Genomic DNA, 23095 nt, shown 5'->3' with positions numbered 1-23095 from the left:
GGGGCCGGGCTATTGCCCGCGAGGGGCTGGCTGTCTCCGGCGAGCCGCGCGGCTTGGTCGCCGGCAAGGCGCGGGGGTTGGTCGCCGGCAAGGCGCGGACGGCCGCTGTCGCCGGCAGGGCGCGGGCGGTCGCTGACGCCGGCAAGGCGCGGGCAGTCACTGTCGCCGGCAGGGCCCGGGCGGCCGCTGTCGCCGGCAAGGCGCGGGCGCTCACTGTCGCCGGCAAGGCGCGGGCGGTCGCAGACGCCGGCAAAAGAGCGGGCGGTCGCTGAGCGGACGGCGCCGCGCCATCATCCGCTGGACCGGGCGCGCCGGACGCGGTAGTGGAAGCGCCGTCATGGCCCGTATCGCGACGATCGAACGCAACACCTCGGAAACCCAGATCTCCGTCACCGTCAATCTGGACGGAACCGGGCTTGCCGACATCGCCACCGGCATCGGCTTTCTCGACCACATGCTGACTGCGCTGGCCCGCCACGGCCTGTTCGACCTCAGCGTCCGCGCCGCCGGCGACCTGCACATCGACTTCCACCATACCACCGAGGACGTCGGCATCGTGCTGGGTGCGGCGCTCGCCCGCGCGCTTGGCGACAAGCGCGGCATCCGGCGCTTCGGGCATGCGCTGGTGCCGATGGACGAAACCCTGGCCGAGGCCGCGGTGGACATCTCCGGCCGCCCGTTCCTGGCCTGGAACGTCGCCTTCGACCGCCCGAAGATCGGCCAGATGGACACCGAACTGTTCGAGGAATTCTTCCGCGCTTTGGCATTCAACGCGCTGATCACGCTGCACATTACCCGCCGTGCCGGACACAACGCGCACCACGTCGCCGAGGCCTGCTTCAAGGCGACCGCGCGGGCGCTGCGCGCCGCCACCGAACCCGACCCGCGCGCCACCGACGCGATTCCGTCGACCAAGGGGTCGCTGTAGGAGCCGACCAAGGGGTCGCTGTAGGAGCCGACCAAGGGGTCGCTGTGGCCCCGGACCGAGGGCCCGCCATGGGCTTGGACCCGACGGGCGCGGTGACCGTGCGTCGACGATAAAACTGAACCAAGGTGCTCGCCGTGCACCGGATCGAGCCGTTGCCCCAGCGCAATTGCATTGGCTCAAACCCACGATGCTGGGACCACGGATGCGGAAAAGGCGGTCTTTGCGCCCAGTTTCCAGCATAACCCCTATCGGCGCGCATCGGCGTGCATCTGCGGTTCCAACCGCTTCTCTTAGCCACACCAAACCCCGCGAATCGCGCCAACAGAAAATCCAGCCGACAGAAAATCCAAATGCGATTACCCCGCCGTCACCCCCGAAGTTGCTGGAAGCTCGTCCCCGGTGCCGCTATGAATGCGGCCGCAGTCTCGTCATGAAAACCTATACCGCCCTGCTGAAATCCGACGCCGAACCGGTCCTGGTGAAAGAGGGCTTCTCGTGGGGCGCGCTGCTGTTCGGCCCGCTCTGGCTGGCCGCCCACCGAACCTGGATCGCCGCGGCGATCACCCTGGCCGGCTATGTCCTGATCGCCGTGTGGGTGCCGCGCCCGGCGTCCACCATCCTGTCGGCCGGGCTGATGCTGCTGCTCGGGCTGACCGGCAACGACCTGCGCCGCTGGGCCTTGCAGAACCGCGGCTATCTGCTGCTGCACGTGCTCGCCGCCGGCAATCGCGACGACGCGTTCATGCGCCTGCTGCGGCAGCGCCCCGACCTCGGCGCCCGGTTCCGCCCGGACCCGGTATGACCAAGCCGGACGTCATGCGGGTCGCGGTGGTGGATTACGGCAGCGGCAACCTGACCTCCGCCTCGCGCGCGCTTGCCCTGGCGGCGCAGCGCGCCGGGATCGAGGCCAGCGTCGCGGTCACCGCCGATCCCGACATTGTGGCGGCGGCCGATCGCATCGTGCTGCCCGGCCAGGGCGCGTTCGCCGACTGCGCCGCCGGACTTGCCGCGGTTCCCGGCATGCGCCAGGCGATCGAAACCGCCACCGCCGCCGGCACGCCGTTCCTGGGTATTTGCGTCGGCATGCAACTGATGGCGCAGCGCGGCCTGGAGCACTGTGTCACCCCCGGCTTCGGCTGGATCACGGGTGATGTGGCCGAAATGGCGGCGGTCGGGCTGCGGCTGCCGCAGATGGGCTGGAACGCGCTGGACTTCGCCCCAGGCGGCCACCGCCTGCTGGATGGTCTGCAGCCGGGCGACCACGTCTATTTCGTCCACAGCTATGCCCTGGTGCATGGCGCGCCCGGCGAAACCATCGCCACCACCGACTATGGGGGCGCCATTCCGGCCATCGTCGTCGCCGGCAACCGGGCCGGAACCCAGTTCCACGTCGAGAAAAGCCAGCAGGTCGGCATCCGGCTGCTGGCCAATTTCCTCGGCTGGGCGCCCTGAGCAGCATGTCCGGCACATCCTCGCGCAGCCGCGAACCCGAACTGCTGGTAGAGCGGCTGAAGCGCTTCACCGACCAGGACCTCAATGCCCTGTGCGAGGCGACCGATGCCGCGATCATCGACGGCGGCGGCTTCGGCTGGGTCACCCCGCCCGGGCGGCGTCAACTGGAGACCTATTTCCGCGGCCTGCTTCTGGTCCCCGAACGCGACCTGTTCGTGGCCCGGCTGAACGGCGACATCGTCGGGTCGGCCATCCTGGTGCGCCCGCCGCGCAACAACGAGGCGCAGGCGTTCGCCGCCAGCCTGATGCACTCCTACATCGCGCCCTATGCCCGCGGCCACGGCCTGGCCCGCATGTTGACCGAGGCGGTGGAAGACTGCGCCCGCGAGCTCGGCTACCATATCCTGAACCTCGACGTCCGCGACACCCAGACCGTCGCCATCCGGATGTACGAATCGTACGGCTACATCCGCTGGGGTGAGCATCCGGAATACGCGCTGGTGCGCGGCAAGTCGGTGCAGGGCTTCTTTTTCTACAAACGGCTGCGGCCGCCGAAGAGCGGCGGGCAATGATGTCCCGCCAAGCCCGGCCAGGAGCGCTGGCATGACCGGCCTGACGCTGTATCCGGCGCTCGACCTGAAGGATGGGCGTTGCGTCCGGCTGCGCCGCGGCGACATGGACCAGGCGACGATCTACGCCGAACACCCCAGCGCGCAGGCCCGGGTCTGGCAGCTTGCCGGCTGCCGCTGGCTGCATGTCGTCGATCTGAACGGCGCCTTCGCCGGCAAGCCGGTCAACGCCCAGGCGGTGCGCTCGATCCTGGCCAGTGTGACGATCCCGGTGCAACTGGGCGGCGGCATCCGCGACCTGGACGGCATCGCCGTCTGGGTCGAAGGCGGCGTGCAGCGGGTGATCCTGGGCAGCGCCGCGGCCAAGAACCCACCCCTTGTGTCGCAGGCCTGTCGCGGCTTTCCCGGCCGCATCGCCGTCGGCATCGACGCGCGCGACGGATTGGTCGCCACCGAAGGCTGGGCCGAAACCTCGGCGATGGCGGCGCTCGACCTCGGCCTGCGGTTCGAGGATGCCGGCGTGTCGGCCATTATCTTCACCGATATCAGCCGCGACGGCATGCTGAGCGGGATCAACCTGGAACAGACCGTGGCGCTGGCGGAGCGGCTGACGACGCCGGTCATCGCCTCGGGCGGGGTCGGCTCGCTGGCCGACCTGGCAGCGCTGAAGCAGGCCGCAAGAGGCACCCGAATCGAGGGCGTCATCGTCGGGCGCGCCCTGTACGATGGCCGAGTCGATGCCGCCGAGGCGCTGTCGCTCCTGGCCACCTGAGATCCGGATAAATCGGCCCCTGGTCCGCTCTGGCGCGCCGTCCTGGCCTCGGTTGGCGTTTAGTTCTTGCATCACGCGGCGGCGCGCTTTCTAAACCACCCCCCATGCTCAAACTCCGCGTCATCCCCTGCCTGGACGTGAAGGACGGCCGTGTCGTCAAAGGCGTCAACTTCGTTGCCCTGCGCGATGCCGGAGACCCGGTGGAGCAGGCCGCCGTCTATGACGCCGCCGGCGCCGACGAACTCACCTTCCTCGACATCACCGCCAGCCACGAGAACCGTGACACCATCCTCGATGTGGTTTCGCGCACCGCCGCCCGGGTGTTCCTGCCGCTGACGGTCGGCGGCGGCATCCGCTCGACCGAGGACATGCGCCGGCTGCTGCTGGCCGGTAGCGACAAGTGCAGCATCAACTCCGCCGCGGTGGCGCGGCCCGACCTGGTGCGTGAGGCGGCGACGAAATTCGGCAGCCAGTGCGTCGTGGTCGCGGTCGATGCCAAGCAGACGGGGCTGGGCCAATGGCAGGTGTTCACCCATGGCGGCCGCCATCCGACCGGCATCGATGCGATCGGCTGGTGCCGCCAGGTCGCCGCACTCGGCGCGGGTGAGATCTTGCTGACCAGCATGGACCGCGACGGCACCGGCCGGGGCTTCGACCTGGATCTGCTGCGCGCCGCGTGTGGCGCGGTGCGGGTGCCGGTGGTCGCCTCCGGTGGGGTCGGCGCGCTGGGCGATTTCGTCGCCGGCGCCGGGGCAGGGGCCACCGGGCTGCTGGCGGCCAGTGTGTTCCACTTCGGCCGGTTCAGCATTGCTGAGGTGAAACGGGCGCTGGCCGATGCGGGTTTGCCGGTGCGGCTGCCGCGCCAGGTCGCCTGAGCATGGCGAAATCGACCAAGAAGAAGGCCGCCGCCGGCCCGCTTGAGGCGACAAGGAAACCGTCCGCCAAGCGCTCCAAGACGAAGAAGTCGCGCGGCAACGGCGCCGAGGCGTCCGCCGACGCCGAGGCCGATGCCGTCGTGCTCGACCGTCTGTTCCGCGTCGTCGAGAGCCGTCGCGACGCCGATCCGACGGTCAGCCACTCGGCGCGGCTGCTGTCCCGCGGGCCGGCCAAGGTGGCGCAGAAATTCGGCGAGGAAGCGGTCGAGTGCCTGATCGAGGCGGTTGCCGGCAACCGCGATGCGCTGATCGGTGAGAGTGCCGACGTGCTGTATCACCTGCTGGTGCTGTGGGTTTCGTCCGGCGTCAGCCCGTCCGACGTCTGGGCCGAACTGATCCGCCGCGAGGGCATCAGCGGCATCACTGAAAAAGCCGCCAGGACCAGGCCGATCCCGGTGCGCAAAAGGCTTGGAACGTCGAAGATTCCCTGAACCGCCGCCGCTCGGGTCTGCCCCCTGGCCCGGCGCCGGCCGGCGGCGTAAAAATCCGCCGACACCGCCCCAGGAGGATAATTCGATGCCGGTCAGCGGACTGCCGCCCTACGACAGCCAGAACATTTTCGCTCGGATCCTGCGCGGCGAAATCCCGGCCAGGACAATCTACCAGGACGACTTCGCCTTCGCCTTCCATGACATCAACCCGCAGGCACCGACGCATGTCCTGGTAATCCCGAAGGGCGGCTATTGCTCGTTCGCCGACTTCAGCGCCACCGCCACCGAGGCTGAGATCGCCGGCTTCATCCGCGCTGTCGGCAAGATCGCCAAGGATCTTGGCCTCGAGGAACCCGGCTACCGGCTGCTGGCCAACACCGGCGAGCATTCCGGCCAGGAGGTAGCGCACTTCCATGTCCACCTGTTCGCCGGGAGACCGCTGGGGCGGATGATTCCGGGATAGGTCGCAAGGCTGATGTTCGCCGGTATGGCGAACTTCAGACTCGGGACACTGATGTCCTGCCGCAGAAGTTCGCCGCATTACTCGGCGAACTCTGGGATCAGCAGGCCATTGAAAATAAAGCGCTAGTGTCGCGACGCTGATGTTCGCCGGTATGGCGAACTTCAGACTCGGGACCCTAGCTGCTGGCCTGCAATTGCTCCCGCATGTGGCGCGCCCGTGCCAGCACCTTGTTCTCGATATCGCCGACCGTGGAGTCGGACACCGTTGCATCCATCCACTGGCCGTTCTGCAGTATTTGGCGGTAGATATTGACCCGCAGACCGTCGCTGCGCAGATCGCGGCTCAGGATATAGATCGTCGCCTTGAAGCGCTCACCGTTGGTGCCGGGCGGGGTATACCAGTCGGTGATGATCACGCCGCCGAACGGGTCGGCCGAGGCCAGCGGCATGAACGCGATGGTATCCAAAGCGCCGCGCCACAGGAACGCATTGACACCGATGCCGGTACCGGCGCCGCCGCCGACTCCGGCGCGGTTCCTGTCGTTCGGGCCGCCATTGCCGATGCCGAATATCGTGCCGCTGTCGTTGCCGCCCAGCCGGTTGACCGACACGTCGCCAGCCGACCCGCTGCCCAGGCCCATGAAGTCCGGTGGCGTGGTGTTCGGCTTCACGTCGTTGGCCGAACAAGCCGCGAGCGCGAGCACCGCGATCAGAGCCGCGGGATAGACCCGGGCAGGAACCCATGTCGGTCGCATTGCGTTGGCATGCCTCATGTTGCCGGTTCGGTGGAGTACAGCCGTGTTTACCGCTGCGACGAGCGCTCAGCAATCGCGATTCTTATGGACACGTCAGCGATAAAATTGCGCCGTCGACACAACTGCGGCGCGATGATGCTCCGCCGCGTTGCTGCTGTGCCAACAAATGGCCCTGGATTCGGGTCGGCGACCTTCTGGGCAATCGCCAGGCCGCCGAATGCTCCGGGGTCACGATCCCGCAACCCGATTTGGACATATTGCACGGTATTTCCGAAATACTGGGCCTTTACACGCAACAGTACGCCAGTCGCGCCGGCGTTATTCCACGGTGCAGTCCGGACGGCCTGCGGGGATCGTTCGAAGCGACACTTGAACCGTCGTCTTGTGTTGCGGCGGCGGTCAGGTCACCGCCGCGCGGCAATCCCCGGCCAGCTTGCCGATGCGGCTGGACCGGCGGCGTCAGCACTGGCTTAGCGCGGCGATCGCCCCGGCGGCATGGACCAGTCGCGACGACAGCCGCTGGATCGAGCGCCCGTCCACCCCGCCCAGCGCGGCAATCACCGGCACGGCGGTAGCGCGGCCCGCGCCATGCCGCATCCTCCGAACCAGCGCGGCCCAACGCAGCGGACCGAGGCCGCGGGCTCCGGGATGGCTCGCGGTAGCGAACGCCGGTGACAGGAACACCAGATCGGCACCGACGGCTCGCGCGCGTCGCAGGTCCTCGGCTGAATGGGCGGAACTGGTCAGCACGCCGGCACGGCGGATCACGCCGGGCCAACGTCCGCCGCGCAGGTGCATGCCGGCGCCCAGCGCGGCGGCCAGCCGGACGTCCCCGGCCACCACCAGGACCAGCCGGCGCGCCCGGCAGATCCGCGCCAGATCCACGCCGAGCCGGGCCCGCGCCGGGTCATCATCGTGCCGCAGCACGACGCCCGCGCGCCCGCGCGGCAGCGCGGCCACCGAGGCCCTGGGATCGGCCAACCGGCGCCGGTCGGTGAACAGCCACAACCGGGGCAGCCCCCCGGTGCGCCGGCGCAGCCCCCAGGCCAGCAGCTTCAGGTCCATCCGCCGCTCCCTTGGCCGCGGCGCGATCCGGCCGGCGGGTTAGTCAAGGCTAGGCCCAGCGCGATAATGCTCCTGGTATCCGATCGCAGAAAAGCCCGAGACGCGAAGCGTCCGCGATCGGGCCGCGGGTACCGGATACTCAAACAAAGGGCGACGTAGCGCGCTTCGCTGCTGCGCGATACTACGCCTTCGCCGCGCACACATAGTGCTCACGGAAGCGGGTGCGTAGCTCGGTCTTCAGCAACTTGCCGGTCGCGGTGTGCGGCAGTTCCGCCACCACCAGGACCTCATCCGGCAGCCACCATTTGGCGACCTTGTCCCGATATAGCGCCAGCACCGAGGCCGGATCGACCGTCTTGCCCGGCGTCGGCACCACCAGCAGCAGCGGCCGCTCGTCCCATTTCGGATGCAGCGCGGCGATCACCGCCGCCTCGGCCACGTCGGGGTGGGACAGCGCGATGTTTTCCAGCGTGATCGAGCTGATCCACTCGCCGCCGGACTTGATCACGTCCTTCGAGCGGTCGGTGATCTGCATGAAGCCATCGGGATCGATGGTGGCGACGTCGCCGGTGGCGAACCAGCCGGCCGGATCCAGCGCGCTGCCGGGTTCGTCGCCGTAATAGGCGCTGGCGATCCACGGCCCCTTGACCTTCAGGTCGCCGAACGCGGTGCCGTCCCAGGGTAGCTGGTTGCCGTCACCATCGACGATCTTCATGTCGATGCCGGGCAGGATGCGGCCTTGTTTCAGCATGTGCGCCGCCGCCTGGTCCGCGGTCAGCCCTCCCTGCGCCGGCTTCGGCGCGTTGTAGCTGCCCACCGGGCTGATCTCGGTCATGCCCCAGCCGTGCTCGACCGCCACGCCGTACTCGTCGCGGAACGCCTCGATCAGCAGCGGCGGCGCCGCTGACCCGCCGGTCATGATGCGCTGCACGGTATCCAGCCGGTCGCCGCTGGAGCGCAGATACTGCAGCAGACCCAGCCATACCGTGGGCACGCCGGCGGTGAAGCTGACCCGTTCGGAATTCAGCAGGCCGGCCATGCTGGCGCCGTCGAGATGCCGTCCCGGCAGCACCAGGGACGCCCCGGTCAGCGCCGCTGCATACGGCATGCCCCAGGCGTTGACATGGAACATCGGCACCACCGGCAGCACCCGACTGGTAGCCTTGATGGCGAGCACGTCCGGCAGCGCGGTGGCGTAGGCGTGCAGCCAGGTCGAGCGATGGCTGTACAGCACGCCCTTGGGCCGCCCGGTGGTGCCCGAGGTGTAGCACAGCGCGCTGGCGGTGTTCTCGTCGAAGCTGGGCCAGGCATAATCGTCGTCCGCTTCGTCCATCAACTGGTCGTAGCAAGCCAGCGTGATGCCCGCGGCCAGCGTCACGTTCGGCATGTGCGCGGCATCGGTCAGCATGACGACCGTCTTGACGCTGCCCGAGATGTGCGCCGCGAGGGCACCGGCCAGGGCGGCGAAGCTGCTGTCGACGAACAGCACCTTGTCTTGCGCGTGATTGATGATGTAGCCGATGTCGTCGGCATGCAGCCGCGGATTGATGGTGTGGCAGATCGCGCCCATGCCGGGCGCCGCGTAGTACACCTCCAGGTGGCGATAGCCGTTCCAGGCCAGCGTGCCGACGCGGTCGCCGGCAGCCACGCCGAGCTTTTGCAGCACCCGCGCCAGACGCCGCGACCGCGACTCGACGTCGCGCCAGGTATAGCGGTGTGTGGTGTTCTCCTCGGTGCGCGACACCACCTCGCCCGACCCGTGATGCCGCGCGGCATGGGTCAGGATCGAGGAAATCATCAGTTCCTGAGTCTGCATCAAACCGAGCACCGCCGTTACCTCCGGGTTTGTGTGCTTTCAGGCCAGGGCCATGCTCGCGAAGCAAGTCCCCTGGCCGCGTTCCCCCGAACCGTCCTACAGTACGGGCGCTGACCTGCCAATCATCAAAGGGCGTTGAAATGGAACTGAAAACCGCGCTGATCGTGGGTGTCGGCCCCGGCCTGAGCGCCTCGCTCGCTCGGCTGTTCGCCAAGCATGGGCTGCAGGTGGCGATGGCGGCCCGCGATCCCAACAAGCTGCACCAGCTTGCCCAGGAGACCGCCGGCGCCACCTTCGCCTGCGAGGCCACCGAACCGGAGGAGGTCGCCGCGCTGTTCGATGTGGTGATCGCCACCCAGGGCGTGCCCGACATCGTGGTCTATAACGCCAGCGCCCGGGCCAGGGGGCCGATCACCGAACTGGACCCGAACGAGGTCGCGCGCGCCATCGCGGTCAGCGGCTATGGCGGTTTCCTGGTGGTGCAGCAGGCCGCCCGGCACATGGTTGCCCGCGGCTCCGGGGTGATCCTGCTGACCGGCGCCTCGGCCAGCGTCAAGGGCTACGCCAACAGTTCGGCGTTCGCGATGGGCAAGTTCGCGCTGCGCGGCCTGGCCTCCAGCATGGCGCGTGAACTGTCGCCGAAGGGCGTGCATGTCGCGCATTTCGTCATCGACGGCGGCATCCGCAGCGCCACCCGGGCGACCCCTAACGACAATCCCGACAGCATGCTGGACCCCGACGCGATCGCCGAGACCTACTGGCAGGTCGCCAACCAGCCGCGCAGCGCGTGGACCTGGGAGGTCGAGCTGCGGCCATGGGTGGAGAAGTTCTGACCTCCGGTTCGGCTGCTGGCCTGCCGCGGACCCTGTGCTCGCGCGGTGCCCGACCGGCGCTCGCCGGCAAGCACCGACCGGGCCGAAGCTGCGGGACGTGTTCCCACCGGCGCTCCTGGGCCAAGCTTGCCATGCCAATAGGAGATTTGAGACGATGCCCTCCGATGACGTCCTTCCGACCCACGACGTCCTTCCGACGACCCCCGCGCACGACCTCCCCCCGATCAGCCGCTTTCCCGTGCCTGCCTTGGCCGATCTGCCTGCCGACATCGCCGAACGGGTGGTCGCGGTGCAGCAGAAAGCCGGCTTCGTGCCCAACGTGTTCATGGTGCTGGCGCACCGGCCCGACGAGTTCCGGGCGTTTTTCGCCTACCACGATGCGCTGATGGAGAAACCCGGCAACCTGACCAAGGCCGAGCGCGAGATGATCGTGGTGGCGACCAGCAGCGTCAATCAGTGCCAGTATTGCGTCATCGCGCACGGCGCGATCCTGCGCATCCGGGCGAAGCATCCGCTGCTCGCCGACCAGGTCGCCATCAACTACCGAAAGGCCGACATTACGGTTCGGCAGAAAGCGATGCTGGATTTCGCGGTCAAGGTATCCTTGCAGGCCCACGAGATCGCGGAGCCGGACTTTGCCAGCTTGGCCGAGCATGGCTTCAGCCAGGAGGATGCCTGGGACATCGCCGCCATCGCGTCGTTCTTCGGCTTGTCGAACCGCATGGCCAACGTGACCGCGATGCGGCCGAACGCTGAGTTTTATGCCATGGGCCGGTAGCGCTTGCGGTGCCTATCGCCGCCGGCGTTCGCCGCACGCGGCGGCCCTGGGCCGCGTCAGGAGCGACATCGGCCTGACCGGAACGGCAGGCTGATAAAGTTGCTCGCTTAAACAAAGTGCTAGAGCGCGGTGACCGTTTACGGTCACCCTGTCAGCGCGATCTAGCCCATGCGATGCAGCGCACACAGCTTGTTGCCATCCGGATCTCGCAGGTAAGCGAGATACATCTCACCGGCGGCAGCTTGGCGCACGCCCGGAGGATCTTCGATATCGGCCCCTCCATGTGCGGCTCCCGCCTGGTGCCAAGCCTGCGCCTGTTCCGGCCCGCTCACCAGGAACCCGATCGTGCCACCGTTGGCATGACAGGCTGCCTTGCCATCGATCGGCTTGCTCACCATGAAGCGGCCGCCGTTGTGCTCATAGATCAACCGGCCCCTCGCGTCTTCCGACCCCGCACCGCCGCCAACCGCGGCGAACACGGCATCGTAGAATCGCTTCGACCGAGCGATATCGTTGCTCCCAATCATGACATGGCTAAACATTTTTTTCCTCTCCTCAGCCAGGATCTACGCGCATTGACCAAGCACGCGATGAAGGTCCTAGAGCATGAACGCGCTGGGCGGAACCTTCAAGGCGCGTGAATCATGTGACAAAACAAAGAGCTAGAACCTTTCCGCTGGCCTACCGCGCGACCCGCTCCCCCGGCCGCTCCCGCACCCGCCCCACCGGCCGAGCCCGCACGATCAGCCATATCCCCGCCACCGCCATCGGCACCGACAGGATCTGCCCCATCGTCGTGCCGAACGCCAAAAACCCCAGAAACGCATCCGGCTCGCGGAAATACTCGCCGATGATCCGCGCGATCGCATACCCGACCAGGAAAATCCCGGTCAGCGCACCGAACCGTTCGCGCAATCCCTGCCGCCGCGACAACACGAACATCACCACCGCCAGCAGCACCCCCTCCATCAGCGCCTCGTACAACTGGCTCGGATGACGCGCCACGCAGATCGTCGGGAACGCCGGACAGTCGGGCGCGCGCGGGAACTTCATCGCCCACGGCAGCCAGGACGGCGCCGGGCGCCCCCACAACTCGCCGTTGATGAAATTCGCCACCCGTCCCAGCCCAAGCCCGATCGGCGCCACCACCGCGATCCGGTCGGCAAACCCCAGCAGAGCAATCCCGTTGCGTCGACAGAAGATGATGATCGCGATCGCCACCCCCAGCATGCCGCCGTGGAAGCTCATGCCGCCTTCCCACACCGCCAGGATCAGCGCCGGATGAGCGAAATACAGCTCCGGCTGGTAGAACAGCACGTAGCCCAGCCGGCCGCCCAGCACCACGCCCAGGGTCGCCCAGGTCAGGAAGTCATCGACCTGCAGCGGCGTCGCCACCACCGGCGGCAGTTGCGCGAACCGTCGCACCAGCCGCCAGCCCAGCACCAGGCTGGTGATATAGGCCAGCGCATACCAGCGGATGGCGAACGGTCCGACCTGGACGATGACCGGGTCGAACTGAGGAAACAGCAGGACTGGGATCATACGAAGCGATCGGCCCCGGCCAGATAATCCTGCACGTAGCGCCGGACTCCTTCCTCCAGCGGGGTGAACTGGCCGGAATATCCCGCCGCCCGCAACCGGTCCATCGGCGCCTCGGTAAACGACTGGTACTGCCCGACCAGCCCGTCCGGCATATCGATCAATTCGACCGCGCGAGGCTGCCCCGCGGCGTCCGACACCGCGTGCGCCAGGTCCAGATAGGTCCGCGCCCGCCCGGTGCCCAGGTTGAACAACCCGCTGACCGACGGCGTCGCCATCAGCCACAACATCACATCGACCACGTCGCCCACCCAGATGAAGTCGCGCGCCTGATGCCCGTCGGCCAGCCCGGCCTGATCGGACTTGAACAGCCGGGCAGGGCGCCCCGCCGCCACCTCGTCGTGCTTGAGCTTCACCACCGAGATCATCCGCCCCTTGTGATACTCGTTCGGCCCATAGACATTGAAGAACTTCAGCCCCGCCCATTGCGGCGGATGCTCCCGCCGCGGGATCAACGTGCGCGCCACCAGCAGGTCAAACGCGTGCTTGGTCCAGCCATACAGGTTCAGCGGCCGCAGCCGTTGCAGCGCCGCCACCGACCCGTCGTCGTCGAACCCCTGCGCCCCATCGCCATAGGTCGCCGCCGACGACGCATACACCATCCGCACCCGGCGATCGGCGCACCAGTCCCACAGCCGCCGGCTGAGTTCCACGTTGGTCGCCCAGGTATGATCGCCATCCACCGCCGTCGTCTCGCTGACAGCGCCCAAGTGAAACACCATCTCGATCGGCGGATGCTGGTCCAGGAACCGATCCAGTTCGGCCGGATGCACCACCCGAGCCGGCGGGTGGCGCGCCAGATTGCGCCACTTGCCGTCGCTGCCCAGCGAGTCGGCCACCACGGTTTCATGCCCGCGACCGGCCAGCGCCGCCTGCAGGTTGGAGCCGATGAATCCGGCGCCGCCAGTTATCAGGATCATGGGCCCGCTCTATACGTCGCCCGCACCGGCTACGGAAGCAGCCTCATCAACCCGCGCCACACCAGGAGACATCCTCATGAGCGACCGGCCCAAATTCTTCGACGACCTCGCCGGCGTGGCCGGCGGCGCCATCTCGGCTATCGCCGGCCTGCGCGAGGAAGCCGAGGCAACCCTGCGCGCCCGCCTCGACGACCTCATCCAGCGACTAGACCTGGTCCGCCGCGAGGAACTGCAGGCTATCCAGGACATCTCCGCCAACGCCCGCGCCGGCCAAGAGGCCGCCGAGACCAAGCTCGGCGGCCTCGAAACCCGACTCGCCGCACTCGAAGCCCGCGTATCAGCCCTGGAAGCGCCAAACCCCGACGCCCCCGAAGCGCCCTAACCCGAAGCCCCCTACCCGGAAGCGCCCCTGGTGCGGGGGGCACCCGGCTTCTCCTCCCGGCCGGCTACAGTGGCCCCGGTGCCTCCCTGGTGCTGGCCCGTAGCCGTAGCGACGCGCGTCCGCCCGAGCAGCTTTGTCCGTAGCCAGTTCGGGATACCTGGTCCGCGTTGTCAGCGAGCAAAGCTTTACAGTCTTACCGCTTACAGGTGTTGACCGTCTGGTCACTCTCTTATATTGAATAGGGAAACGTGAGTGGGCAGGCATGGCCAGGCCGAGAAGCGACGACAAACGGGCCGCAATCACGTCGGCAGCGGTCCGCGTCATCGCCTTACAAGGACTAAGCGCCGCAACGGCGACGATCGCCAAGCAGGCAGGCGTCTCCAACGGGTCACTATTCACCTACTTCGAGACAAAGTCCGACTTGATCAACCAACTCTACATGGAACTCAAGGCGGAGATGGCCACCGCGGCCTTGAACGACTTGCCGGCCGAAGGCGGCACCCGCGAGCAGATGCTCCACATGTGGTCCAACTGGCTGCGTTGGGCGACAGCCTGTCCCGAGAAGCGCCGAGCGCTCGCGCACCTCGACGTGTCGGATGAAATAACGCCGGCAAGCCGGCAAGCTGCGAGCCAGGCAATGTCGGGCGTCGCCAGGCTGCTGCAACGCAGCCGCGAACAAGGTCCGATGCGCGAGGCTCCCCTAGGCCTCGTCGTTGGCCTGATGACCGCCCTGGCCGATGCGACAGTCGATTTCATGATCCGCGATCCAGCCAACGCCGACCAGCACAGCCGGGCCACATTCGATGCCCTTTGGCGGATGGTTGGCTGAACTCTCCATCCATCGACGCCACCAACACCAAACCGAGAGGCTAGTGCAATGTCAGAACAAACAAACCCGCTCAGCATGTCGGACGGCAACGCTGACAGCCGCACGCGCCTGGCACTCGTCACCGGTGCCTCTTCCGGCATCGGTCAAGCGTTTGCTCTGCGGCTCGGGGCCGACGGCTACAACCTCGTGGTCGTCGGCCGCCGGCGCGACCGGCTCGAAGAACTCGTCGCCGCGCTTCCCGACATTGAAGTTCATCCCCTCGTCGCCGACCTCGGCACCGATGCCGGCGTGGAGGTGGTCGCCGAGGTGTGCGAGCGCCAGTCTCTGACCATGCTCGTCAACAACGCCGGCGTGGCGCATTACATGCCGTTCACCGCGCTGCCGGCCCGCAAGGCAAGCGAACTTCTTCACGTGAAGGTCGTCGCGCCCACAATGCTGGCGCGCGCCGCGGCGGCGGGCATGGCGGCCCGAGGCGGCGGCACGATCATCAACGTCTCGGGCATGCTTGCGTTCGGCGCACCGGCACCCCTCGGGAAGGCGCCCGGTCGTGCCGTCTACGTAGCAACCTTGGCCCATATCGTGGCACTCTCCCAGGCCCTGCACGAAGAGCTGAAAGCCCAAGGCTTGCAGGTTCAGGCGCTCTGCCCGGGAATCGTGGCGACCGAGTTCCATGAACGTCAGGGAATGGACCTCAGCGCGGTCCCTCGCATGTCGGCGGCCGATGTCGTGACCGCCAGTTTGCAAGCGCTAGCTCTCGGCGAGGTCGTCTGTGCTCCCGGGGTCGAGAGGTCCGACCTGCTCGACGCAGTGTTCCAAGCCGATCTTGCGGCCTTCGGCGCGCAGGGGCCGCACCTTGCGAAGCGATACCTGACATCGTGAGCATGCCTGACCCACTTTCAGTCCACCCACCCGAGGCGCCCTGACCGCTCAGCCGCGGTCGCACTACTGCGGCGCCATCGCCAAGCCCTCACACACCGAACCTCTTAGCGGCGCGGCCGCTACGCCAGAAAATGAACCAGCAGCGTCCAAACCGCGAGCAAACCCGCGGCCAGCCCGGACGCCGCCGCATAAGCACCCCACTTGGCCACGCCACTCAGACTCGGTTCGTCCTTTGGAAAGTCTCGATTCTCTATCAAGCGGTTCCGTCTCATCACAGAGCCAACGCAAAACCCCGGCAACGGTTCGGGGCATGGGTTTGAACAAAACCTCCACCCCATTGGGGAGAACCATGAACAAAAGCCTCTCCAGCTCCGACCGGCTTCCGCCGAATGCTGCCCGATCCCCGACATTCCCAGCTCCGGACGCACCAGTGGCAACCCGTGAACGCACCGCCACGGCGGCTTCCGGGCGATCCGGCAACACGGGGCCAGCCTCCCGACCGCCGCCACCCCGCCGCTGCTTCGGCAGCCCCAGGTCCCCCAGGGTTACCCCAGCGGCGCCCATAACATGGCTGCCATGCTCTCGGCCTCATAGCGGGAGGGTTCTACGGCAAACAAGCCGCTCGTTGCGACAGACGATCACTTTACGCGGCTCCCCCGGCTTCCACGTCACACCAGCCGATCGTTTCCGCCGAAAGTGACACCTTGCCTCTTGCGGCAGGTGCGAACACGTGGATAGGCTCGATCCGTGGCCAACTCCAGGCGACTCGCACCGCTCCGCCCGGCCGACCCGCGCCCGGCGCCGCCGCGACCCGCCCGGGGATGAAGGCCGCGCTCGGCCTTCCTTTTGACGGGAGACCTCGCATGTCAGCAACGCTGACCACGACGTTCGACGACGCCGCCAACCCCCTCGATGTCATGGAGCAAATCGTCGCCGCCAACGAATGGGAATTCGACCGTCGCAGCGACTCCGAAATGGCCGCCGAGGCCCCCGGTCAGTGGTGCCACTACGGCCTCTACTTCAACTGGTCGCACGAAATCAGCGTGCTGCACTTTACCTGCGCCTTCGACCTCAAGGCACCCGAAACCCAACGCGCCGCGCTCTACGAACTCGTCGCCCTCGCCAACGAAAAGCTCTGGCTCGGCCATTTCGGCCTGGAAGGCGACGACGCCATGCCGGTGTTCCGCCACGCCGTGCTGCTGCGCGGGGCAGGGGGCGCATCCGCCGAAAGCCTGGAAGACCTGGTCGACATCGCAATGACCGAATGCGAGCGCTTCTTCCCCGCCTTCCAGTTCGTGCTGTGGGGCGGCAAACCCACTGCCGACGCCCTCGCCGCCGCCATGCTGGACTGCGCCGGGGAAGCATGATGCCCACCCGCCCCATGCCCGGCCGACCCGCGTCCGCCCACCCCATGGCGGCCCGCCCAATGTCCGCCCACCCCATGCCCGCCCGCCCGATGTCCGCCCACCCCACGTTCCCCCGCCCAATGTCCACCCGCTGTCCGGGGCCGGCGGCCGCCGCGCATCGCCGCCGGGCACCGCCGGTGCGGGCCACCGCGTCATGACCGCCACCTGCGGCGCGATCCCGCCCATCCTGCTGGTCGGCTGCGGCCGCATGGGCAGCGCCATGCTGTCCGGATGGCGAGAACAAGGTCTCGCGCCCTCCGTCGCGGTCGACCCCGCCGCCGCCGCCGCCGGCTTCGCCGGCGCCGATCTCACCGTCGTCGCCGACGCCGCCGCCATCCCCGACGGCTTCGCCCCCGCCGCCGTGGTGCTCGCGGTCAAGCCACAGAACGCCGCAGCGACCTTGCCCGACTACGCCCGCTTCGCCGCCAACACCGTGTTCCTCTCGATCATGGCCGGCCGCACCATCGCCGGCATCGCCGCGGCCCTCGGCCCCCAAGCCGCGATCGTGCGAGCCATGCCCAACACCCCCGCCGCAGTCCGCCAGGGCATCACCGTCGGCTGCCCCAGCCCCGCCGTCAGCACCCCGCAACAGGCGCTGTGCGACCGTCTGCTGCAAGCCATCGGCACAGTCGCCTGGGTCGAGGACGAAGCCCTGCTCGACCCGGTCACCGCGGTCTCCGGCAGCGGCCCGGCCTACGTCTTCCTGCTCGCCGAACTGATGCAGCAGGCCGCCATCGAGCAAGGCATCCCGCCCGACCTCGCCCGCCTGCTGGCGCGCCAGACCGTCTCCGGCTCCGGCGCCCTGCTGGCCGCCAGCCCCGAGGATGCCGCCGCCCTGCGCACCGCCGTCACCAGCCCCGACGGCACCACCGCCGCAGCCCTCGCCGTGCTGATGAACCAAGATGCCTGGCCCATCGCCGTCTCCCAGGCGATCGCCGCCGCCACCCGTCGATCCCGCGAACTGGCCGGTTGAGCAGGCCGCCGGCGCACCCCATCTGCACCGCATGAGCGATACCGAATTCGACACCGCCCTGGTCACCGCCGCGTTCCGCCTGGCGGGTGACGAAGGCTGGCGTGGCCTCAACGTCGCCAAGGCCGCCCGCGCCGCCGGCCTCTCGGTCGCCGAGGCGCGCGGCCGGTTCCCCTCCCGAACCACCATCCTGATGCGCTTCGGCCGGCTCGCCGATCAGGCCGCGCTGCTCGATGCACCGGACGACGGACCGGTGCGCGACCGGCTGTTCGATCTGCTGATGCGCCGCTTCGACGTGCTGCAGACCCATCGCGCCGGGGTCAAGGCGCTGCTGCGCTACCTGCCCACCGACCCGCCGACCGCGCTGCTGCTGGCCTCGGCCACCCAACGCAGCATGCGCTGGATGCTGCAGGGCGCCGGCATCACCGCCACCGGCGTCAGCGGCGCGCTGCAGGAACGCGGCCTGCTGGCGATCTGGCTGTGGGCCATGCGTGCCTGGGAACGCGACGAAACCGAGGACCTGTCCGGCACCATGGCCGCCGTCGACAGCGCCCTGCAACGCGCCGACCGCCTCGCCGCCGGGTTGCAACGCCGCCGCCCCACGCCGCCGCTGTCCGACGGAGCCGGCGAACTCGACCCAGCCCACCCGCCACCGCCCGACGCGGCGCCCCCATCCGGCCTGCCGCCAACCGGAGCGCCACCAGCGGGAACGCCACCATCCGGCCTGCCGCCAACCGGAACGCCACCATCGGGGACGCCACCAACGGGAACGCCACCAACGGGAACGCCACCAACGGCAATCCCGCCATCGGCAATCCCGCCATCGGCAACGCCGTCAACGGCAACGCCCCCATCGGCAATGCCGCCATCGGGAACCCCATCAACGGAAACGCCACCGACGGAAATGCCCCCATCGGCTGTGCCACCAACGGGAACGCCGCCAACGGGCCCACCAACAGCGGGAACACCCGCAGCCGGATTCCCCCCACCAACGCCACCTCCCGCGGCCACACCGCCAACAGCGACACGCCCATCCGGGATGCCACCAACGGCGCGGCCCCCAGCAACCACACCCCCGACACCGCCAACACCAGAAGGACGACCGCGCTCCCGACCGCCGCCAGGGACCCCACCCACGTCCGACGACCGGCCGTCGGGCGAACCCATCGCGTGACCCCGCCGCTGCAGGCCAGGCTCGCCGCCGCCATGGACCTCGCCGAACGCGCCGGCGAACTAGCGATGGAGATGCGACCACCCCCCGGACCGCCCCAAGCCGTCCTCAAAGGCGCCCAGGACTGGGTCACCGAGGCCGACACCGCGGTCGAACGCTTCCTCTCCGACGAACTCGCTGCCGCCTTCCCAGAGGACGGCTTCCAGGGCGAGGAAGCCGGCATCACCCGCTCCGGCGCGCTGTGCTGGGTGGTCGACCCGATCGACGGCACCTCGAACTACGCCCGCGGCGGCGCCCGTTTCTGCGTCTCGCTCGGCTGCGTGCAGGACACCACCCCGCTGATCGGCGTGATCACCGCCCCGGCCCAGCGAGAAACCGCCTGGGCCTGGCAAGGCGGGGGCGCCTGGCTCAACGGCGACGCCATCCACGCCGCCGATACCAGCCTCGTCAGCCACGCCATTATCGAGCTCGGCTGGTCCCGCCGCCGCCCCAACGCCGACTACCTGAAGCTCTGCCAGCGCATCCTGGTCGACGGCACCGGACTGCGCCACGGCGGCTCCGGCGCGCTCGGCCTGCTCGATGTCGCCATCGGCCGCATCGACGGCTACGCCGAACTCCACCTCAACCTGTGGGACGCCGCCGCCGCCCTGGTCATCCTGCGCGAGGCCGGCGCCAAGATTAGCGACTTCCTGGCCGCGGACGGCGCTACCACAGGCAACCCCATCGTCGCCTGCGCTCCAGGCCTCGCCGGCGCATGGTCCGATCTGCCGGGACTGCCAAAACCGGTCTGAGCTGCGGCCGCTGACGTCCGACCCGGCAGTCTCGGCCCGCCGACCGCAAACCCTCACGGCGGATCGAACACCAGTCGTCCCATCCCGTGTTCACGCTCCTGGTAGGACGGCCATAGGTCTCGCTTGCAGTCATTGAAGGCAAGCGAAAGCAGAGCGTCTCCCGTTATTTTTGTTCCGGCCGCAGTTGCATACTCGTCGTAGCAGGCCAGGATCGCCGAGGCGAAGGCGGTAGCTGGCGAGGTCCCGGTGATCGGCACTGTGTTGATACCAGTTGAATCCAAATAAGTGACCGCGCCTACCCGTTCCGCTTGGCCCGTTTGCGTTTCGCCGCCGGGACACATCACATAGCGCCTGGAGGCCTTGATCAACGGCGCGATCTTGCTGAATGACGATCGGGAATATGCTCGCGGGAACGGAGCGTGCCGCACAGCCCCCACCGCGATCACCGCTTCGTAGCAGGCCGGCCAGTCGAAGCCATTGATGCCGCTGTTGGTGATTTTGGGGTTTGCATTTCCGGCAGCTGCCACGAAAACCGGCCGTCCCGACCTGACGCCAAGATGAATGGCTTGAATATAGCTCTCGAGCGAGGCCGACCGGCTTGGTCCAGTGCCGCCGCACACCATGCACGGGCCGCCCAGGTCGGTACAGCCAAGACTGAGGCTGACGATGTCGGCATTGAGCTCAAGCGCCGCGGTCGATATAGCCGAATGAAGATCCCAGAGTTTGAGCTTCACGCTGTCCTTGCAGACTCTTACCATGTAGACGTCGGCCGCCGGCGCGATCGTTTTGATGATGGCGACCATCGATGTCCCGTGGCCGCACCGATCAAGGTGCATCGGTCCGCCGGGGCGATTGGCATTTTGCAGGTCGGCAAGATCACGAAAACCGGCGATCCCGCTGCTCGGCTCAGCCCCGGAGTCGACCACCGCGATGCGGATGCCCCGCCCCACCGCATGCGCCGCCGCGGGCGGCAGAACCCCGGCTTTATACATCGCAAACTGTGGGAGATCCGGAACGAACGGCGCGGAAAGGCCAAGCTCGACGTCAGGTTCGACAAAAGCCACGTCCGAAAACCGACGAATAAGGCCCGTGGTAATGCCGGCTACAGTCCCACTCGTCACCTCCAGGAGATGATGGCTTGGTAATGACTTGAGCCCTGGGCCGATATCCACATGATGGTTCAGCAGGTGCTGGCGGAGATCAATCAGGTATTTGAATCCAAGGTTTGACTCCTCGTATCGTAGGCGGGTCTGAAGATCGGGCGCGGAAGCCCCCTCATACGGCGCCATACCCTGAACAATCAGGCGAGTGGCAGCGAAGCATTCGGTAAATGGCGTTTGATCTCTGACGGTCATCGCTGCGTCCCCAATAAATCAGGATATCACCGAGTATCGCCTCTCTCCCGACAACTCGATCGCCCGGACGACCTTCTTCTCGTGCATCATCTGCAACAGCGCAATGATGTCGTCCTTGTCCGGCGCCTGCCCGGCCTCGACGGAGAAGTAGTCTTCGATCTCCAACGCGGTCACCTCGGCGGACCGTTCAGCCTGGGCTCGTTTGCGGTGCTGGATATTCGACAAGGCGCTATAGACTAGCAATTCATTCGCATCGAGCTTCGTAACGTTCTCCTCGAACCGGTCGATCGCATCGACCACCGCCGCGACAAGCGCAAGACCGCCCGGTCCAGGAGCGGAGATGGCCGCGATGACGGCGGCGGATAAAGACGCTGTGACGATCAGCGAGTCATACAGCGCCTTGCGAAACCTGAAGTGGAATGACCCGACCACAGCGCGCAAGTCGCCGCCCATGTAGTTGGACCCGCTCTGTTCCACGCGATCCAAGGCGGTCATCAATTGCTGCTCATGCGCGCGGCCGATGACGACCCGGTCGGGAACTTGCGGATGGTTAGAACGAGCAGCCAGCGAACAGGCCCGATCGATGATCTGCCCGACGACCTGGTCCAGGTCGTCGCGAAGGGCGGTCTCGCTGTCCGTGACATCGTTACCGACGACAATTTCGTCATCCAACGTTTTTACCACCTGCTAATCGCCCTGATTTTTCGCTGCACCTATCTGCCCCGCACGATTTGCGGCCGCCGCCACAATCGCCGAGGTCTTGACCGCGCTCAGCGGAACCTCCGCAGCGCAACAATCCTACGATCGAACAAACAGCTGATGCCGCACCTCCGAAATCCGCCGCATGCTGCGCCGAATAAGGAGATGAGCAGCCACCGAAAACAAAAGCTAGTCTGACGAACTGGGGTTCGCCGGCTATGGCGAACTTCACACCCAAAGCACTATCACACCCAAAGCACTATATTGTTTTCAACCAAAGTCAGGCTGCAAATGGTTTCCCATCATTCCCAGCCACAAACCCGGAGGCCGCCATGCCCGCCTACGACTTCCACACCGTCAACGTCTTCACCGACCAGCGCTTCGCCGGCAACCCGCTCGCCGTGCTGCCCGACGCCGCCGGCCTGACAGACGCCCAGATGCAAGCCATCGCCGCCGAGTTCAACCTCTCGGAAACCACCTTCGTGCTACCCCCCACCGACCCGCGCCACCACGCCCATGTGCGCATATTCACCCCCCGCCACGAGCTGCCGTTCGCCGGCCATCCCAACGTCGGCACCGGCTTCGTGCTCGCCACCATGGCCGGCGACCCACCCGAACACTACAGTTTCGAACAACTCGCCGGCCTGGTCCGCGTCCACATCCTGCGCGACACCACCGGCGCCATCTCCGGCGCCCGCGTCGCCGCCCCGCGCTCGCTCAGCATCGACATCGGCATTCCGGTCGAGGTCGTCGCCGCCTGCGCCAGCCTGCCCGAGACCGACATCGCCACTCTCAGCCACACCCCGCTGGTCGCCTCCGTCGGCACCCAATTCATCATCGCCGAGCTTGCCGGCCCCGAGGCACTGGCCCGCGCCACCCCCGACCTCGCCGCCTTCCGCGCCGCCGCCGAACGCTTCCCGCAACTGGCCGGACACGTCATGTTGCACCTCTACACTTGGCTCCCCGGCGACGAGCGCCGCATCCGCGCCCGCATGTTCGCCCCGCTCGACGGCATCCAGGAGGACCCCGCCACCGGCAGCGCCAATGCCGCGCTGGCCGCGCTGCTGACCTCGATCGGCCCAGGCGACAACCTCGACCTGCAATACGCCATCGAACAGGGCGTCGAGATGGGCCGCCCCAGCCTGATCATCGCCGCCGCGGTCAAGACCGGCGAGGGCCCGGTTTCGGCCAGCGTCGCCGGCACCTGCGTGCCGGTGATGCGCGGCACCCTGCAGGTCTGATAGCCGCCAAGCGCAGCTTCAGCGACCCGCCGCATCCCCCCAACCCCGCGTCAGCGA

At 67.6% G+C, this 23095-nt stretch carries 26 protein-coding genes; 18 read left to right on the top strand and 8 right to left on the bottom strand.

Annotation, left to right across the window (positions count from 1 at the left end):
• The first annotated feature begins 337 nt into the window (after positions 1-337).
• The 8 genes from hisB (at position 338) to ACQY4T_RS16565 (ending at position 5550) form a co-directional block, all read left to right on the top strand.
• Positions 338-928 (top strand): imidazoleglycerol-phosphate dehydratase HisB, encoded by a 591-nt coding sequence (hisB, locus tag ACQY4T_RS16600; protein WP_428532766.1) that lies wholly within the window; start codon positions 338-340, stop codon positions 926-928.
• Positions 929-1358: 430 nt separating this feature from the next.
• On the top strand, positions 1359-1730 hold the full coding sequence (locus ACQY4T_RS16595) for a DUF2628 domain-containing protein (protein ID WP_428532763.1): 372 nt from the start codon (positions 1359-1361) through the stop codon (positions 1728-1730).
• A gap of 14 nt (positions 1731-1744) precedes the next feature.
• Positions 1745-2380 (top strand): imidazole glycerol phosphate synthase subunit HisH, encoded by a 636-nt coding sequence (gene hisH, locus ACQY4T_RS16590; RefSeq protein WP_428542935.1) that lies wholly within the window; start codon positions 1745-1747, stop codon positions 2378-2380.
• Between the two features lie 5 nt (positions 2381-2385).
• Positions 2386-2952, top strand: coding sequence for an N-acetyltransferase family protein (locus tag ACQY4T_RS16585; RefSeq protein WP_428532760.1), 567 nt, complete (start codon positions 2386-2388; stop codon positions 2950-2952).
• 31 nt (positions 2953-2983) lie between these two features.
• On the top strand, positions 2984-3721 hold the full coding sequence (gene hisA / locus ACQY4T_RS16580) for a 1-(5-phosphoribosyl)-5-[(5-phosphoribosylamino)methylideneamino]imidazole-4-carboxamide isomerase (RefSeq protein ID WP_428532757.1): 738 nt from the start codon (positions 2984-2986) through the stop codon (positions 3719-3721).
• A 104-nt stretch (positions 3722-3825) separates the two neighbouring features.
• Positions 3826-4596, top strand: coding sequence for an imidazole glycerol phosphate synthase subunit HisF (gene hisF, locus ACQY4T_RS16575; protein WP_428532754.1), 771 nt, complete (start codon positions 3826-3828; stop codon positions 4594-4596).
• Positions 4597-4598: 2 nt separating this feature from the next.
• Positions 4599-5087, top strand: coding sequence for a phosphoribosyl-ATP diphosphatase (locus ACQY4T_RS16570; RefSeq protein WP_428532751.1), 489 nt, complete (start codon positions 4599-4601; stop codon positions 5085-5087).
• An 85-nt stretch (positions 5088-5172) separates the two neighbouring features.
• Positions 5173-5550: a histidine triad nucleotide-binding protein gene (locus ACQY4T_RS16565; RefSeq protein ID WP_428532748.1), complete on the top strand. Its 378-nt coding sequence runs from the start codon at positions 5173-5175 to the stop codon at positions 5548-5550.
• Between the two features lie 175 nt (positions 5551-5725).
• Here ACQY4T_RS16565 and ACQY4T_RS16560 read toward each other — a convergent pair whose 3' ends face one another.
• From ACQY4T_RS16560 to ACQY4T_RS16550, 3 genes are all read right to left on the bottom strand, one after another.
• Positions 5726-6304, bottom strand: coding sequence for a DUF3576 domain-containing protein (locus tag ACQY4T_RS16560; RefSeq protein WP_428532745.1), 579 nt, complete (start codon positions 6302-6304; stop codon positions 5726-5728).
• Between the two features lie 459 nt (positions 6305-6763).
• Positions 6764-7369 (bottom strand): thiamine phosphate synthase, encoded by a 606-nt coding sequence (locus tag ACQY4T_RS16555; protein ID WP_428532742.1) that lies wholly within the window; start codon positions 7367-7369, stop codon positions 6764-6766.
• A 181-nt stretch (positions 7370-7550) separates the two neighbouring features.
• A complete protein-coding gene (locus tag ACQY4T_RS16550) occupies positions 7551-9185 on the bottom strand; it encodes a long-chain-fatty-acid--CoA ligase (RefSeq protein WP_428532739.1) in 1635 nt (544 codons plus the stop codon).
• 140 nt (positions 9186-9325) lie between these two features.
• On the opposite strand from ACQY4T_RS16550, the gene ACQY4T_RS16545 reads away from it, so the two are divergent.
• Positions 9326-10018, top strand: a complete 693-nt coding sequence (locus ACQY4T_RS16545; protein WP_428532736.1) for an SDR family NAD(P)-dependent oxidoreductase — start codon at positions 9326-9328, stop codon at positions 10016-10018.
• Positions 10019-10172: 154 nt separating this feature from the next.
• Positions 10173-10796 (top strand): peroxidase-related enzyme, encoded by a 624-nt coding sequence (locus ACQY4T_RS16540; protein WP_428532733.1) that lies wholly within the window; start codon positions 10173-10175, stop codon positions 10794-10796.
• Positions 10797-10957: 161 nt separating this feature from the next.
• Here ACQY4T_RS16540 and ACQY4T_RS16535 read toward each other — a convergent pair whose 3' ends face one another.
• The 3 genes from ACQY4T_RS16535 to rfaD all read right to left on the bottom strand — a co-directional run bounded on the left by ACQY4T_RS16535 (position 10958) and on the right by rfaD (position 13315).
• Entirely contained in the window at positions 10958-11338 is a 381-nt protein-coding gene (locus tag ACQY4T_RS16535) for a VOC family protein (protein ID WP_428532730.1), read from the bottom strand.
• Positions 11339-11477: 139 nt separating this feature from the next.
• Entirely contained in the window at positions 11478-12338 is an 861-nt protein-coding gene (lgt, locus tag ACQY4T_RS16530; RefSeq protein WP_428532727.1) for a prolipoprotein diacylglyceryl transferase, read from the bottom strand.
• Complete coding sequence (rfaD, locus tag ACQY4T_RS16525) at positions 12335-13315, bottom strand: ADP-glyceromanno-heptose 6-epimerase (RefSeq protein WP_428532724.1); 981 nt, start codon at positions 13313-13315, stop codon at positions 12335-12337. The genes lgt and rfaD overlap by 4 nt, the downstream gene beginning before the upstream one ends.
• Before the next feature lie 76 nt (positions 13316-13391).
• Here rfaD and ACQY4T_RS16520 point away from each other — a divergent pair, with 76 nt between their 5' ends.
• The 7 genes from ACQY4T_RS16520 to ACQY4T_RS16490 all read left to right on the top strand — a co-directional run bounded on the left by ACQY4T_RS16520 (position 13392) and on the right by ACQY4T_RS16490 (position 19743).
• Positions 13392-13697, top strand: coding sequence for an accessory factor UbiK family protein (locus tag ACQY4T_RS16520; RefSeq protein WP_428532721.1), 306 nt, complete (start codon positions 13392-13394; stop codon positions 13695-13697).
• 262 nt (positions 13698-13959) lie between these two features.
• Complete coding sequence (locus tag ACQY4T_RS16515; protein ID WP_428532718.1) at positions 13960-14526, top strand: TetR/AcrR family transcriptional regulator; 567 nt, start codon at positions 13960-13962, stop codon at positions 14524-14526.
• 75 nt (positions 14527-14601) lie between these two features.
• Complete coding sequence (locus ACQY4T_RS16510; RefSeq protein WP_428532715.1) at positions 14602-15405, top strand: SDR family NAD(P)-dependent oxidoreductase; 804 nt, start codon at positions 14602-14604, stop codon at positions 15403-15405.
• Positions 15406-16268: 863 nt separating this feature from the next.
• Positions 16269-16772, top strand: coding sequence for a YbjN domain-containing protein (locus ACQY4T_RS16505; RefSeq protein WP_428532712.1), 504 nt, complete (start codon positions 16269-16271; stop codon positions 16770-16772).
• A gap of 193 nt (positions 16773-16965) precedes the next feature.
• A complete protein-coding gene (proC, locus tag ACQY4T_RS16500; protein ID WP_428532709.1) occupies positions 16966-17784 on the top strand; it encodes a pyrroline-5-carboxylate reductase in 819 nt (272 codons plus the stop codon).
• A gap of 31 nt (positions 17785-17815) precedes the next feature.
• Positions 17816-18955: a hypothetical protein gene (locus ACQY4T_RS16495; RefSeq protein WP_428532706.1), complete on the top strand. Its 1140-nt coding sequence runs from the start codon at positions 17816-17818 to the stop codon at positions 18953-18955.
• On the top strand, positions 18952-19743 hold the full coding sequence (locus ACQY4T_RS16490) for an inositol monophosphatase family protein (protein WP_428532703.1): 792 nt from the start codon (positions 18952-18954) through the stop codon (positions 19741-19743). The genes ACQY4T_RS16495 and ACQY4T_RS16490 overlap by 4 nt, the downstream gene beginning before the upstream one ends.
• A gap of 53 nt (positions 19744-19796) precedes the next feature.
• Here the strand turns inward: ACQY4T_RS16490 and ACQY4T_RS16485 are convergent, their stop codons facing one another.
• Together ACQY4T_RS16485 and ACQY4T_RS16480 are read right to left on the bottom strand one after the other, a co-directional pair.
• A complete protein-coding gene (locus ACQY4T_RS16485; RefSeq protein WP_428532700.1) occupies positions 19797-21098 on the bottom strand; it encodes a S8/S53 family peptidase in 1302 nt (433 codons plus the stop codon).
• Between the two features lie 18 nt (positions 21099-21116).
• On the bottom strand, positions 21117-21770 hold the full coding sequence (locus ACQY4T_RS16480) for a hypothetical protein (protein ID WP_428532697.1): 654 nt from the start codon (positions 21768-21770) through the stop codon (positions 21117-21119).
• A 359-nt stretch (positions 21771-22129) separates the two neighbouring features.
• On the opposite strand from ACQY4T_RS16480, the gene ACQY4T_RS16475 reads away from it, so the two are divergent.
• A complete protein-coding gene (locus ACQY4T_RS16475; protein WP_428532694.1) occupies positions 22130-23038 on the top strand; it encodes a PhzF family phenazine biosynthesis protein in 909 nt (302 codons plus the stop codon).
• Positions 23039-23095: the final 57 nt, after the last annotated feature.

Source organism: Rhodopila sp., from assembly GCF_965277825.1.
Lineage (GTDB): Bacteria > Pseudomonadota > Alphaproteobacteria > Acetobacterales > Acetobacteraceae > Rhodopila.
This window is presented reverse-complemented; position numbering and strand designations above follow the sequence as displayed.